General features: G+C 40.3%; 10 protein-coding genes. 6 read left to right on the forward strand and 4 right to left on the reverse strand.

The annotated features are described in order from the left end of the window. Positions 1-136 precede the first annotated feature (136 nt). Positions 137-1,255, forward strand: a complete 1,119-nt coding sequence (locus P8O16_RS02950; RefSeq protein WP_300310699.1) for a DUF4221 family protein — start codon at positions 137-139, stop codon at positions 1,253-1,255. A gap of 76 nt (positions 1,256-1,331) precedes the next feature. On the opposite strand, the gene P8O16_RS02955 is transcribed toward P8O16_RS02950, so the two are convergent. The 3 genes from P8O16_RS02955 to P8O16_RS02965 all read right to left on the reverse strand — a co-directional run bounded on the left by P8O16_RS02955 (position 1,332) and on the right by P8O16_RS02965 (position 4,236). Next, on the reverse strand, positions 1,332-2,903 hold the full coding sequence (locus P8O16_RS02955; RefSeq protein ID WP_300310701.1) for an Rne/Rng family ribonuclease: 1,572 nt from the start codon (positions 2,901-2,903) through the stop codon (positions 1,332-1,334). Positions 2,904-3,082: 179 nt separating this feature from the next. Continuing rightward, positions 3,083-3,910, reverse strand: coding sequence for a tetratricopeptide repeat protein (locus P8O16_RS02960; protein WP_300310703.1), 828 nt, complete (start codon positions 3,908-3,910; stop codon positions 3,083-3,085). Positions 3,911-3,927: 17 nt separating this feature from the next. Beyond that, positions 3,928-4,236 carry an HU family DNA-binding protein gene (locus P8O16_RS02965; RefSeq protein ID WP_075348685.1) on the reverse strand — a complete coding sequence of 103 codons (309 nt, stop codon included), beginning with the start codon at positions 4,234-4,236 and terminating at the stop codon, positions 3,928-3,930. A gap of 144 nt (positions 4,237-4,380) precedes the next feature. Here P8O16_RS02965 and mutY point away from each other — a divergent pair, with 144 nt between their 5' ends. From mutY to P8O16_RS02990, 5 genes are all read left to right on the forward strand, one after another. Next, positions 4,381-5,448 carry an A/G-specific adenine glycosylase gene (gene mutY / locus P8O16_RS02970; protein ID WP_300310707.1) on the forward strand — a complete coding sequence of 356 codons (1,068 nt, stop codon included), beginning with the start codon at positions 4,381-4,383 and terminating at the stop codon, positions 5,446-5,448. Positions 5,449-5,494: 46 nt separating this feature from the next. Beyond that, a complete protein-coding gene (locus P8O16_RS02975; protein ID WP_075348687.1) occupies positions 5,495-5,962 on the forward strand; it encodes a single-stranded DNA-binding protein in 468 nt (155 codons plus the stop codon). A 68-nt stretch (positions 5,963-6,030) separates the two neighbouring features. Next, positions 6,031-7,380, forward strand: coding sequence for a gliding motility-associated protein GldE (gldE, locus tag P8O16_RS02980; RefSeq protein ID WP_300310710.1), 1,350 nt, complete (start codon positions 6,031-6,033; stop codon positions 7,378-7,380). 383 nt (positions 7,381-7,763) lie between these two features. Further along, positions 7,764-12,254, forward strand: a complete 4,491-nt coding sequence (gltB, locus tag P8O16_RS02985) for a glutamate synthase large subunit (protein WP_300310712.1) — start codon at positions 7,764-7,766, stop codon at positions 12,252-12,254. A gap of 1 nt (position 12,255) precedes the next feature. Next, positions 12,256-13,734 (forward strand): glutamate synthase subunit beta, encoded by a 1,479-nt coding sequence (locus tag P8O16_RS02990; protein WP_300310714.1) that lies wholly within the window; start codon positions 12,256-12,258, stop codon positions 13,732-13,734. An 83-nt stretch (positions 13,735-13,817) separates the two neighbouring features. On the opposite strand, the gene P8O16_RS02995 is transcribed toward P8O16_RS02990, so the two are convergent. Then, positions 13,818-14,246: a DUF4890 domain-containing protein gene (locus P8O16_RS02995; protein ID WP_300310716.1), complete on the reverse strand. Its 429-nt coding sequence runs from the start codon at positions 14,244-14,246 to the stop codon at positions 13,818-13,820. Between the last annotated feature and the right edge of the window lie 3 nt (positions 14,247-14,249).

A 14,249-nucleotide genomic window follows, 5' to 3' on the forward strand; every position in this document is an offset into this window, starting at 1 on the left:
CCGACCGTAAGCAGGAACAACTCACTTGGCTCGAAAATCTCCAGCGAAATAGTTTCACATAAAAGAGACGTCATGTATCACCATTTTGAAGAAAATTTTTTTATTTTATTACATTAGTTGAGTTAATTCTTAAGCTATGAAACAATTTAAACTATTCCCCCTGTCTTTAATTTGGGTCCTTTTTGCATGTCAATCTACTGAAGTTAAGAAGATCTCCATCCTTCAATTGGAGGACTTGATTGTCGACACACTGTATTTGGAAAAGGATACGGTTACAAAAGATCTGGGGACAAACTTTAATTACATTAAAAGAGGAGATAAGGAATTTCTTATGACCTCACGAAAAAATAGATACCTCGAATACAGCTTTCCAGAAGGCAAATTGATTCGTGATCAATTTTATTTTGAAGAAGGACCAGATGGTATAGGAAGTTTTTTGCAGGTCAATTTTACTGATGATTCCTCCGCTTGGTTTGTATCCTTTCAGGAACTAATTCGAGCTGATCATTTTGGAAAAGTCATCATGCGGTATGATTTACCCGAAGGACCAACAGAAAGGATGGCAATCAATTATAATACCCTGAAAGGAACAAAAGCCTTGAATATCGATGGAAAGATCCTCATTCCTGATGTCCCTTTTGTACTAAAAGAGTCTTTACTGGATTATGAAAACTGGCTCCTTGAATTTGATCCGAAAGACAGTTCTATCAATTATATCAAGTTCAAATATCCAGGCAAATACAAAGAGTTCCTAGACGATCCGAACTTTGCCACGTACCAAAATGGGTATGATAAAATCAATAGGTTTCATTTGATTTCATTTCCAGCTGACGATTCCCTTCTTGTTATTTCTTCCAACTCACAAAAATGGGTATATGCTGGAATAAATGATAAGATGGAATTTTTAGTTGGCCGAACTGAACAAAGGGGAGAATACACAGCTTTTCTACCTAATTACAACAGCAGTCAATTTAGCTGGGTAGATTACGATCCTAAGTCTCAAGTGTATCTACGTGAAGCTATCATAACAGTTGACACTGAACAAAACCGAAATGAAGGTAAATTACCACTCACAAAACTAGTGGTTTTAGATAGTGATTTTGAAAAAATTGGAGAGGTGGTTTTACCCTTTTTAACACGTGGTTTTTCCACTCCTTATGGATATTATCTATATATAGGGTACCCTCAATCCGAAGATGAGGTAGCTTTTGTTAGACTAGATTTCTCGAAAATTAAAGCTAAAAAAGAAGGATAAAACTAATTCCAGTTTCTAGCCGTGCTCTTTGCGTTTCCTTTGCGGTTAAAAAAAATACCTATAAAAAAAAGCGAGACTAATCAGTCTCGCTTTTTACAATTAGTTCGATTTCCTCTCCAGATTCATCTAGGAATCTGTATTCCGTCACCGGCAGGGAAGAATCTTTGATCAGTTTAACCCATTTGTAATACTTGAAAAACCACTTCACTCGCTGGCTAATCATGCCACTGGTAAAGTATGCGTGCAGATAGGGATGCAGCCCGATTTGGATTTTGTCCACGTTTTGGATAGTAGCCATATGCTCCAGATCTTTTTCCAGCTTATCCGCCACCAGAATGGAGGCTTGGATTTTGCCGGTACCATTACAAGCCGGGCAGGTTTCTTTGGTCACAATATTGACCTCCGGCCTTACACGCTGTCTGGTGATTTGCATCAGTCCAAACTTGCTCAATGGCAATACTGTATGCTTTGATCTGTCAGACTTCATTTCTGAATTCATCGCATCGAAGATTACCTTTTTATTCTCGGCACGCTTCATGTCGATAAAATCGACTACGATTATTCCCCCCATATCTCGGAGGCGAAGTTGTCTGGCAATTTCTTTCACAGCGACCAGGTTTGTTTTTAATGCTGTTGATTCTTGGTCGCTTTCCTGATTGGACTTATTTCCACTATTCACGTCGATGACGTGAAGGGCTTCGGTATGCTCGATGATCACATATCCTCCCTGCGGGAGGCTGACCGTCTGTCCAAAGAGGCTTTTGATCTGCTTTTCTATTCCAAAACTTTCAAATAACTTAGCTTTACCGTTGTGAAGCTTGACAATTTTTTCTTTTTCAGGGGCTATAGTCCTGATGTAGGATTTGATCTGATCGTAAGTTGATTCTTCTTCTACAGTGATTGCGTCGAATGATTCATTGAGTAAGTCTCTCACGAGTGAGGAGGCCATACTCATCTCTCCAATGATCTTATCACGACTCTTAGCTTTCAGCAATTTTTTCATTCCCTCTTCCCAATTAGTTAGAAGATTTCGAAGGTCTTTATCCAATTCCGTTACGGATTGGCCTTCAGCTACTGTCCGGATGATTACTCCGAAGTTGGCGGGTTTGATAGAATTGATGAGTCTCAGAAGACGCTTTCTTTCCTCGCTGCTTCTGATCTTTTTAGACACATTGACTGAGTCCGAAAAGGGTACAAGCACAAGGTAACGACCGGGTAGAGAGAGCTCACAGGATAGTCGGGGGCCTTTCGTAGATATAGGTTCTTTGACGACCTGAACCAGTATTTGCTGGTTTTTGGATAGCGGACTGGAGATTTTTCCAATCTTATCTATCTCAGATTCGTTTTCGAAGCCTTTCAGCATGTAATTGCTGTAATTGTTGTTGCGAACTTGCTTGGTGAACTTTGTCAAGCTGTTGAAATTTGGCCCCAAGTCTTGATAGTGAAGGAATGCATCCTTCTCGTATCCTACGTCAATGAATGCGGCATTAAGCCCATTGACTATTTTTCTGACCGTGCCGAGGTAAATATCTCCAACTTTGAACTGGTTGTCCATCCCTTCGGAATGCAACTCAATCAAACTTTTATCTTCGAGAAGAGCAATACGACTCCCGTTTTGAGCAGAATCGATTAACAATTCCGTACTCAAAGTCTCTAATTAATAATGTAAATGAACGTTGTACTAAAATGAGAATAAGAAGAAGTGTATTACTTCTTCTTATGTCTGTTTTTTCTTAGTCTTTTCTTACGCTTGTGCGTAGCGATCTTATGTCTCTTTCTTTTCTTTCCGCAAGGCATAGTCTTTGGATTTAGTTGTGATACAATAATTTACAGCTTGTCAAGATAGCTTTGGATACTTCCCAGAATCATTTCATCCTGTGTCATTTCCTTCACTTTCTCGAACTGAGCTTTTGCTTTATTCTTTTGATTCGCTTCAAAATAGCTCACCGCCAGATAAAACTGTCCCTGAAGATTGTCTGGATGATATTGAATCAATTCCTCAAATCGTTCGGTGGCTCGTTTGTACTGGCCAGATTGCATGGATAGGATTCCCATATTGAATAGTCCATCCTCATTAGTTGGATCTTCTGCCAAAACTTCTCTCAGCATCGTAATCCCCTGCATAGGGTTGGACGAAGACACATAGGTCATCGCTATTTTTGTTTTCAAATCTAATCGTGCTGGATCTTTATCAAGCACCTGTGTTAAATACTTTCGAGTTTGATCGGCTGTGAAAGACACCTTATCAGCATCCAGAGCGAAGCCAAAAGCCTCATAATAGGCATTTCCTGCTTTTTCGGATAGTTCATCGGAAGGATACTTATCAGCCGCTAAGCTTAAAAAATATCCTGCACTGTCATACATTCCGAGCTCTTGATAAATTGAAGCCAATCCATCTGCTGAAGATACGTAATCTTTTTGGGTGGAATTAGCCGTAATCTGTAGCTTAAGAGTATTAATTTCTTCAGCTTGATCAAGAGAGATCTCAGCATCATGCATCGCTATTGGATTGGCTGACTCTGAAGTTTCGGGCTGGTTTTCTTGCGAAATTCCATCTGCCTCTCCTTCATTATCCACCACTACTTTAGGTAGTGCATACAGTCCTGCGACTGCAACGACCCCGACAAGCAATAAAATGAGCTGAGATCTTTTCATGTCAATTCTCTACAGGCTTAGTCCTGAGGAGCAAGGTCCTTAATTTTTTTACTCGATTTGATCTTCTCAATAAACACTTTCGATGGCTTGAAAGCCGGAATGTAATGCTCATCGATAACGATCGCTGTGTTCTTTGAAATGTTACGGGCGATTTTCTTAGCTCTCTTCTTGTTGATGAAGCTACCAAATCCTCTCACGTAGATGTTATCTCCTTCAGCCATTGAATCCTTCACTACTTTGAAGAATGCCTCAACTGTCTGTGTTACATCGTCTTTCTGGATTCCAGTTTTATCTGCAATCTTGCTAATTACTTCTGCTTTTGTCACTGTTAAATTATTTAGAAATTATGAAATAAGCTTAACAACCTATTAACCAAGTGTTTTTGGGACTGCAAATGTACAAGAACCTACGCAATTAAAAAACATATTCAGAAAAATTAGCTTGGTTTGTATAACTGATTTTATTTACCTATGACTCCTAATCCTACTGACTATCAGGCTTTTTCTTATCAAATAATTCGTTGGTACCGTGAAAATCCAAGAGATTTACCTTGGAGAAACACGTTAGATCCTTATAAAATTTGGCTATCTGAGATCATTTTACAGCAAACAAGAGTTGCCCAAGGCATGCCCTATTACGAAGCTTTTGTAAAGAGTTATCCAACAATCAAGGATTTGGCCTTGGCACCAGAGGAAGATGTACTGAGACTATGGCAAGGTTTGGGCTATTATAGCAGGGCAAGAAACCTTCATTTTTGCGCAAAATCGATTTGGTTTGACTTGAATGGAAAATTTCCAGCTAATTATGCGGACCTCCTAAAATTAAAAGGTGTAGGTAGCTACACTGCAGCAGCAATTTCAAGTTTTGCATTTGGTGAAAAAAAAGCCGTGGTAGACGGGAATGTATTCCGGGTACTGGCAAGGTATTATGGAATAGCTACTGATATTGCGAGTGGAGCAGGTAAAAAAGAATTTGAATCGCTGGCCAATTCAATTATTCCAACTGAAAATCCTGCCGAATTCAATCAAGCAATGATGGATTTTGGAGCAAGAATGTGTGTTCCCAAAAATCCGGACTGTGATTCTTGTCCCTTAGCAAATTCATGCTTTGCTTTCCAAAAGGACCTAGTTACTTCACTCCCACTTAAAATCAACAAAACCAAAGTGAAGGAGCGAGATCTACATTATTATGTAATCAAATGCGGAAATCAATCCGTCTGGAATAAAAGAACCTCTGGAGACATTTGGGAAGGGCTACATGACTTTCCTCAAGAAGGGATTTTTTCTATAAACGAGAATGAAAGCAAAGGCTTCCCAAAACCTGAAAGCATAAAACCCTATCCGAAAAAATACCGACACATTTTGTCACATCAGAAATTGAATGCTAAGTTCTCCGAAGTCAAAATTCCAGGTGAAAAGACTGCAGAATTAGCCCAATGGTGTGAAAACCAAGGTCTTTTACTCGTGGAAGAAGAAAGAGTTGAATATCTGGCAAAGCCAAAGTTAATAGTCAACTTTTTGAACGATACTAAGATTTGAGTACCTTCATCAAGTTGAATTTCGAAAATAAAACAAAGAAAAAAATATGGCAGGAGTTAACAAAGTAATATTAGTGGGGAATCTTGGCGCAGACCCAGAAGTAAAATATTTGGAGGGAGATAATGTTGTAGCAAATCTTAGTCTTGCAACCACTGAGGCCTATAAGGATCGAAGTGGAAACCGAGTAGAACAAACAGAGTGGCACGATCTTGAACTCTGGGGTCAGCAAGCCAAAATTGCCGAACAATACCTCAAAAAAGGAAGTCAAATCTATGTGGAAGGAAAGATCAAATCCGACAAGTGGACTGATGAACAAGGTCAAAATAGAAAACGGATGAAGATCAGGGTGCTTAGTTTCACTATGCTTGGAGCTAAACCCGAAGGAAGCGGATCTGGAATGGGTAATCAAGCACCTGCGGCTCAAAACTACCAACCGAAAGCTACAGCATCAGCGCCTTCGCCAAACCCACCAATGATGGAGGCTGATTCAGCAGATGATGATCTTCCATTTTAATATCTGAGTCCCCTGGATTAGTTTTCAGGGGATTTTTTTAATTTTGCACCAACCACTTTGGTTTATACATGGACGATCCCTACCCGAGTCTAGAATTATTAGGACAGATTAATGCCCCCTCTGCAAGCTATCTGATATTAAATAGCTTGATTTTTATTTTGCTTCTCATCTGCTCAGCCTTAGTTTCAGGATCAGAGGTTGCTTTTTTTTCGCTTTCGAATGAAGACTTAGAAGAAATAGGAGAATCCAACAGCCCAAATGGGAAAAAAGTATTGGAACTTATTGAATCCCCAAAAAAGCTCCTCAGTACGATCCTGATTCTGAATAACCTGATCAATATTGGAATAGTCACCTTAACGACTTTTGTGGCCTGGTCTATTTTTGGGACCAATGCCACTGGAATTGTAATTATTTTAGTGCAGACCGTAGGAGTTACTTTTGCGATTGTTTTCTTCGGAGAGATTGTTCCAAAAGTCTACGCAAACAAGGCAAAAAAGGAGTTTAGTCTTATAATGTCACCTTCTATTGCTTTCTTCTCGACTATTCTAAAGCCAATCTCTGTCTTTCTGATGGCATTTAGCGATGTATTAGAAAAACGGATAAAGAAAAAAGGCTATTCCCTTTCTGTAAATGAACTGAATCAAGCACTAGAACTTACCACTGAAGATACTCCTTCCGAAGAAAAAGATATTTTGAGAGGTATTGTAAACTTTGGAACCTTGACTGTAAAGCAGGTTATGCGCAGCAGAATGGATATCACTGCGGTAGACGTAGATATAGACTTTCATGAGCTTATGGATCGTATCAATAAAAGTGGATACTCCAGAATCCCAGTCTATGAAGAGACAATTGACAATATCCTTGGCATATTATATATCAAAGATCTCCTTCCCCATATCGAGCAGGAAGAGGATTTTGCCTGGAGGGAGTTGATCAGAAAAAGCTTTTATGTTCCAGAAAACAAGAAGGTAGATACTCTATTAAAAGATTTCCAACAGAAAAGAGTGCACATGGCCATAGTCGTAGATGAATATGGTGGTACTTCTGGATTGGTCACATTGGAAGATCTTATTGAGGAGATTATAGGAGAAATCAATGATGAATTTGATGATAGAGATGAATTCCTTTTCCAGGAAATAGACTCCTCCACCTTTATTTTTGAGGGTAAAGTATCCTTGAACGACTTTTGTAAAAAACTTGAGCTTGACTCTCAAATTTTTGATGAAGTCAAGGGAGAAAGTGAATCCCTTGGGGGCTTACTTCTTGAACTGAATTCCAAATTCCCGAAAAATGGGACAAAGATCCTATTCGAAGATTTCGAGTTTACCATCTTGGCTATGGATTCTAGAAAAATCAAAAAGGTCAAAGTTCATCTGAAGTCGGGAGAAAAGGATGCTCTTAACCCTTTTACCGACTGATTTTTTATTCTGCAATAATTCTAAAAACTCAGAATATAATTCTGTAATTATAAATAATAATTCCTGATTTTATTATTAAAAAGTGTCTAGAAAGAATTAGATGAAAATTTTTCTTATTTTTTTTCAAAGAAACTTAAAATTCAAAAAATGACTATTTTTAATTTAAAAGCGGGTTTTTTTCACCCTCATTTCTTGCAAAAGCATGGCTAATTTCACTTTTAAACGGAAAAAATTATTTCGAAATCATTTTTGCTAAAAAATCAATAAAGTTAAATTTCATAAATAATACCGCATCAAACCCCCTGATTTATTGCAATTATTTTAATAGGATAAAATTTTTCTGTAATTTTTGGAAATTTTAAACCTATTAAATTCTAATACTAATGCAAGAAGGTTTGTATCGATCGGAGTTTGAGCATGACTCCTGCGGTATTGGTGCAGTTGTTGATTTGAGTGGTGGACCCTCGCATGAGACGATCAGCGATGCCCTATACATGTTGAGCAATATGGAGCATCGAGGCGGCCGTGGTTCCGATCCCAAAACAGGAGACGGTGCTGGGATCTTAATTCAGATTCCCCATCAATTTCTAAAAGATATTACTATACGGACAGAGATCAATCTGCCAGAGGCGGATTCTTATGGGGTAGGGATGACTTTTTTCCCAAAGAATAAACAGCTCTTCAAGAAATCAAAGGAACTTTTAAACCAAATTATTGAGCAGTTGGATTTTGAGTTGATTGGATATCGATCTGTCCCTGTAGACGTGACTGTTCCTGGGTCAGGAGCTTTGGAAGTAATGCCAAACATTGAGCAGCTTTTTGTCAAACATAAAAAAGGACTTACCGGAATTGAATTGGAGCGGAAACTTTATGTTTTACGAAATTTTGCGACTTCCGAAATCAATGATAAAATACCTGGCGTAAACCATGCATTCTATTTTGCCAGTTTAAGTAGCCGAACCCTAATCTACAAAGGTCAGCTACGAACAGATCAAGTTTTAGCATTCTTCAAAGACCTTCAAAACTCTCGAATCGAATCGGCTTTCGCTATTGTTCACTCGAGATTTTCGACCAATACTTTCCCAAACTGGAGACTTGCACAGCCTTTCAGATGCCTCTCTCACAATGGAGAAATCAATACCATCCGAGGAAATTTGAATAAAATGAAATCGAAGGAAAACTTGATGAAATCGAAGTTTTTCTCTGATGAGGAATTGGCAATGCTCATGCCGATTACAAACAAAATGAACTCGGATTCTGCCAACCTTGATGCGATGGCGGAATTGCTTTCCCTTAGTGGAAGAAGTCTTCCAAATGCTATGATGATGCTGGTCCCAGAGGCTTGGCAGGACAATGAGGTCATGGATCGAGACCGTAAAGCATTTTATAAATTTCACGCTTCTTTGGTAGAGCCTTGGGACGGACCGGCGGCTTTATTGTTTACAGATGGTAAATCTGTAGGAGCAACTTTGGATCGAAATGGCTTACGTCCGCTACGTTACTTTATCACCAAAGACAAGCGCTTGATTCTTTCATCTGAAGCCGGAGCACTACCTATCAGGGAGGCTACCATCGAACAAAAAGGAAGAATCAGTCCAGGCAGAATGCTTTGGGCGGACCTTGAAAAAGGAAAAGTATTGTTTGACGAAGAGGTAAAAAGTGAGATCTGTAAAAAGCAACCTTACGAACAGTGGGTAAATGATCAGCGAATCAAGCTTCGATTAGAGGATGATCCTGAAACATTGAGCCATCCATATTCGACGGAAAACATCAAAAAATGTCAAACCGTTTTTGGCTACACTTCCGAAGAACTTAAAGTTGTCCTTTCTCCTATGGGAGGAACTGGTTATGAAGCAATTGGATCAATGGGTGCAGATACTCCTTTGGCAGTACTCTCCAAACAAAGCCAACACATTTCAAACTATTTCAAGCAGTTATTTGCTCAAGTAAGTAATCCACCTATCGACCCGATTCGGGAGCGCATGGTGATGTCCTTATTTACCCGACTAGGTAACGGGCAAAATATCCTGGAGGAAAGTCCAAAACACACACGTCAGATCCATATTTCTCAGCCGGTATTACTAAATGAAAGCCTAGAGAAAATAAAAAATATGGAAGGTCAAGGCTATCGTTGCAAAACTTTAGCAAGTCTTTTCAAAGCTGATCATCAACCAGGAAGATTGTTAGAAGCATTGGACAGGCTTTGTGATGAAGCGGAAGAAGCTATTGCTGAAGGAAAAAACATCTTGATCATTTCTGATCGAAATAGTACTGAAGAATATGCTCCTATTCCATCCTTATTGGCAATTGGAGCAGTACATCATCATTTAGTAAAGAAAAAAATAAGAACCAGTGCAGGCTTGGTTTTGGAATCAGGCGATATACGAGAGACTCATCATTTTGCCACCGTCATCGGATACGGTGTCTCCGCGGTTAACCCTTACCTTGCTTTGGAATCTTTACTTGAAATGTGGAAAAAAGGTCAATTCCCAACGATCAAGGACAGAAAAACTCTTTTCTCAAATTATCAAACTGCGATTGGAAAAGGGCTCTTAAAAGTCCTTTCAAAAATGGGGATTAGTACTCTCCAGTCTTACCAAGGAGCACAGATTTTTGAGGCAATCGGTCTTGGACCTGAAGTAATTGACCGATGCTTTAAGGGAACCATTTCCAGAATCAGTGGGATTTCATTTGACGAACTCGCTGAAGAGGTTCTTATTCGCCACCGAGCGGCTTATCAAACCACATCACCAATACTGGAAACCGGAGGCGTTTACCAATGGAAAAGAAAAGGTGAAAAACATCTTTTCAATCCAGAAACGATTCATTTACTCCAAAAATCAACACGTCTCAATGACTTTGAGATGTACAAAAAATTTGCAGCAAAAATCAATGAGCAAAGCAAAGATGCTTTGACATTGAGAGGGTTATTTGAATTCAAAAAACGAATATCTGTCCCAATAGATGAGGTTGAACCAGCCTCTTCCATCATGCGGAGGTTTGCTACCGGAGCCATGTCTTTTGGCTCGATTTCTCATGAAGCACATTCCACGCTTGCCATTGCCATGAATAGAATCGGAGCAAAAAGCAATTCTGGCGAAGGCGGGGAAGATGAGATCCGCTTTGCCCGAAAAGAAAACGGGGATTGGGAACGGTCGGCAATTAAGCAGGTAGCCTCGGGCAGATTTGGTGTGACCAGCAACTACCTCACCAATGCTGCCGAATTACAAATCAAAATGGCCCAAGGTGCTAAACCTGGTGAAGGAGGTCAGCTTCCTGGACATAAAGTCGATGATTGGATCGGAAGAGTGCGTCATTCCACTCCTGGAGTGGGATTGATTTCGCCTCCTCCACATCATGATATTTATTCCATCGAAGATCTGGCACAGCTGATTTTTGATTTGAAAAATGCCAATCGAAAAGCAAGAATCAATGTCAAATTAGTTTCTCAAGCCGGGGTAGGAACAGTTGCTGCCGGCGTGGCAAAAGCGATGGCAGATGTAATTCTGATTTCCGGAGCAGATGGAGGAACAGGAGCCTCTCCGCTCAGTTCGATTCGTCATGCTGGCTTGCCTTGGGAGCTTGGTCTTTCAGAAGCACACCAAACTCTGGTAAAAAACAACCTTCGAAGCAGAGTAACTCTTCAGACAGACGGGCAGCTTCGAACTGGTCGTGACCTCGCAATAGCGACTTTGCTGGGCGCAGAGGAATGGGGAATTTCTACTGCTGCATTAGTGGTTGAAGGTTGTATTATGATGCGAAAATGCCATCTGAATACTTGTCCGGTAGGAATTGCAACCCAAAATGAGGATCTACGAAAACTCTTCACCGGTGATCCGGATCATGTGGTAAATTACTTTTATTTCTTAGTTCAGGATCTAAGAGAAATCATGTCTTCCCTTGGGTTCAAAACGATCGATGAAATGGTAGGCCAAAGCAACGTGCTTCAATCTACTGGTCATCTGAATCATTGGAAATGGGATAAAGTAGATCTGAGCCCTATTTTCCACAAGGTTGAGGTTCCTGATCACGTAGGGATATTTAAGCAAATCGATCAAGAGTTTGAACTTAAGGAGGTATTGGATCGACAGCTAATCAAAGCTGCCCATCCATCCCTGGAGCAAGCAATGGCCTCAGAAGGTAATTTCCCAATTAAAAACACAGATCGCTCTGTGGGCGCTATGCTCTCGAATGAGATTTCTAAAATCTATGGAAGTGTCGGCTTGCCCGAGGATACCGTTCATTTCAAATTCAACGGATCGGCAGGCCAGACATTTGGAGGTTTCCTTGCCAAAGGAGTAAACTTTGAATTGGAGGGTGAGGCAAATGACTACTTCGGAAAGGGACTTTCTGGCGGAAAATTGATCATTTACCCAAGTAGAAATGCACGCTTTGTCCCAGAAGAAAATATCATTATCGGAAATGTGGCATTTTACGGAGCTACCTCAGGTGAAGCCTATATCAATGGAAAAGGAGGCGAGCGTTTCTGTGTGAGAAATTCCGGAGTAAAAGCCGTTATCGAAGGGATTGGAGATCATGGGTGTGAATACATGACAGGTGGATTGGTTATTAATCTGGGTGAAATAGGCCGAAACTTTGCCGCTGGAATGAGTGGTGGAATCGCCTATATTCTAAAGGATTATATTACTGAAATCAATCCGGAGTTAGTAGATATAGACCTCTTGGAAGAGGAGGATTACCAAATTATCAAATCCCATATAAAGCGACACGTCAAACTTACTCATTCAGGGCTCGGCCAAAAATTCCTGGATAATTGGGAAGAAACAAAAGAGAAGTTTATCAAAGTAATCCCTAGAGATTATAAAGCGGTTTTACAAAAAAGAGCATTAGAACAATCAAAATCATTGGTGTAAGATGGGAGCGAAAGAAGGATTTATTCAATTTAAAAGAGAAACTCCTGTAGCCAGAGACCCAAAAGAACGGGTGGGAGACTACAAGGAAATATATGAGCCGTTTTCTGGTGAGCAATTAAACCATCAGGCGGCGCGATGTATGGATTGTGGAGTTCCATTTTGCCATAATGGCTGTCCATTGGGAAATGTAATCCCCGATTTCAATGATGCTGTTTATAATCAAGAATGGGAAGAGGCAATCACGATTTTACGAAGTACAAATAATTTCCCAGAGTTTACCGGCAGAATCTGCCCAGCTCCCTGTGAGGCAAGCTGTGTGTTAGGAATCAATAAAGATCCAGTGGCTATTGAATTGATCGAGAAAAATATAGCAGAAAAAGCGTATGAACTCGGTCTAATCAAAGCTAACCCACCAAAAACCAGAACAGGAAAATCTGTTGGAGTAATTGGTTCAGGTCCTGCTGGACTAGCTGCTGCAGATCAATTGAATCAGGCTGGTCATGAGGTCACTGTTTTTGAAAAAGATTCCAAACCTGGGGGATTACTTCGATACGGAATTCCTGATTTCAAATTAGAAAAATGGGTGATCGACCGAAGAATCGATTTTATGAAGCAAGAAGGAGTGATCTTTTCCTGTGACACAGAGGTCGGCTTTAATATCAAGGCTGAGAACATTCTCCGAAATTTTGATGCAGTCGTATTGGCTACAGGAGCGGCTCAACCCAGAGCACTAAATATCAAAGGAGACGATTTAAAGGGAGTTCATTTTGCGATGGAGTTTCTAGGAAAACAGAATCAGGTGATCGGTGGTGAAATTGATGAAAACCCAATTTCTGCCAAAGGAAAGCATGTCATCGTAATTGGCGGGGGAGATACTGGAAGTGATTGTATTGGCACTTCTAATCGCCATGGCGCTGCTTCGATCACTCAATTGGAGCTTTTGCCAAAACCTCCGCAAAAAAGAAACACCTTAAATCCTTGGCCGGAATGGCCTATGACTTTGAAAACTTCCAGCTCACATGAAGAAGGGGCAGAGCGAGTATTTTCCATTCTCACCAAAGAGTTTATTGGAAATGAAGCTGGGGAGGTTGTTGGACTTAAGCTTGTGGATTTGGAGTGGAAAGATCTTGGTGGAAGAATGGGATTTGAGGAAATTCCCGGAACAGAACGGGAAGTTCCTTGTGATTTGGCATTTTTAGCAATTGGCTATACAGGCCCGGCTCAAAATGGTTTACTCGAGGCATTCCAAGTAGATACCATGGAAAACACATTGCCAAAATCGAAAAATTACAAAAGCAGTAACGGAAAAGTATTCTTAGCCGGAGATATGCGTAGAGGTCAATCACTTGTAGTTTGGGCCATATCAGAGGGAAGAGAAGCTGCTGTAAATGTGGATGAATACCTTATGGGAAGCTCCATGCTTCCACAGAAAGACGAGTCCTTTTTCCATGTGGAGGATGAAATAGCAAATGCTGGATAAAGGATGATCTCAAAGTTCTGAAAATACAAATGCCCCCTGATTTTGAAACTCTGGGGGCATTTTTTGCTTATAGAGGCTTTGATTTAATTTCCTCCACCTCTTCGTTTACGAAACTCATCCCGATCTTCGATCTGACCGCCCGGTCTTCTGCCTCGATCTTTTTGGCTTAGCTTTATTTCTTCCCATTTTCCAAGCTGCTCTTCAGTCAGTACGGCCTTGATTCGTTCATCTTGCTTTTTCATCTCTTCTCTTCGGGAATCCATTTCCTCTTTTCTAGCTTCGGTTTCTTTCATACGCTCTGCTCGATCCTGATCCATTTTTTTGGCTCGTTCGAGATTGATTTCAAGAATTTGCTTTTTCTGATCAGCAGAAAGGCTTAATTCTTCTGCCATTTTCTCAGTCATTTTCGTCGCCCGTTGCTCTGGGGTTGGTCGCTCGCCACCTCGTTGTTGTGCCATTGCACTTAAGCCGATGAATGCCATCAGACCTAAGGTTAAAATTATTTTTTTCATCTT

The organism is Algoriphagus sp. (assembly GCF_029254265.1).
Classification (GTDB): domain Bacteria; phylum Bacteroidota; class Bacteroidia; order Cytophagales; family Cyclobacteriaceae; genus Algoriphagus.

Excerpts from the sequence above, each read along its gene's own strand:
- P8O16_RS02950 (WP_300310699.1), top strand. The coding sequence starts at position 137 with ATGAAACAATTTAAACTATTCCCCCTGTCTTTAATTTGGGTCCTTTTT.
- P8O16_RS02960 (WP_300310703.1), bottom strand. The coding sequence starts at position 3,910 with ATGAAAAGATCTCAGCTCATTTTATTGCTTGTCGGGGTCGTTGCAGTC.
- mutY (WP_300310707.1), top strand. The coding sequence starts at position 4,381 with ATGACTCCTAATCCTACTGACTATCAGGCTTTTTCTTATCAAATAATT.
- P8O16_RS02975 (WP_075348687.1), top strand. The coding sequence starts at position 5,495 with ATGGCAGGAGTTAACAAAGTAATATTAGTGGGGAATCTTGGCGCAGAC.
- gldE (WP_300310710.1), top strand. The coding sequence starts at position 6,031 with ATGGACGATCCCTACCCGAGTCTAGAATTATTAGGACAGATTAATGCC.
- gltB (WP_300310712.1), top strand. The coding sequence starts at position 7,764 with ATGCAAGAAGGTTTGTATCGATCGGAGTTTGAGCATGACTCCTGCGGT.
- P8O16_RS02990 (WP_300310714.1), top strand. The coding sequence starts at position 12,256 with ATGGGAGCGAAAGAAGGATTTATTCAATTTAAAAGAGAAACTCCTGTA.
- P8O16_RS02995 (WP_300310716.1), bottom strand. The coding sequence starts at position 14,246 with ATGAAAAAAATAATTTTAACCTTAGGTCTGATGGCATTCATCGGCTTA.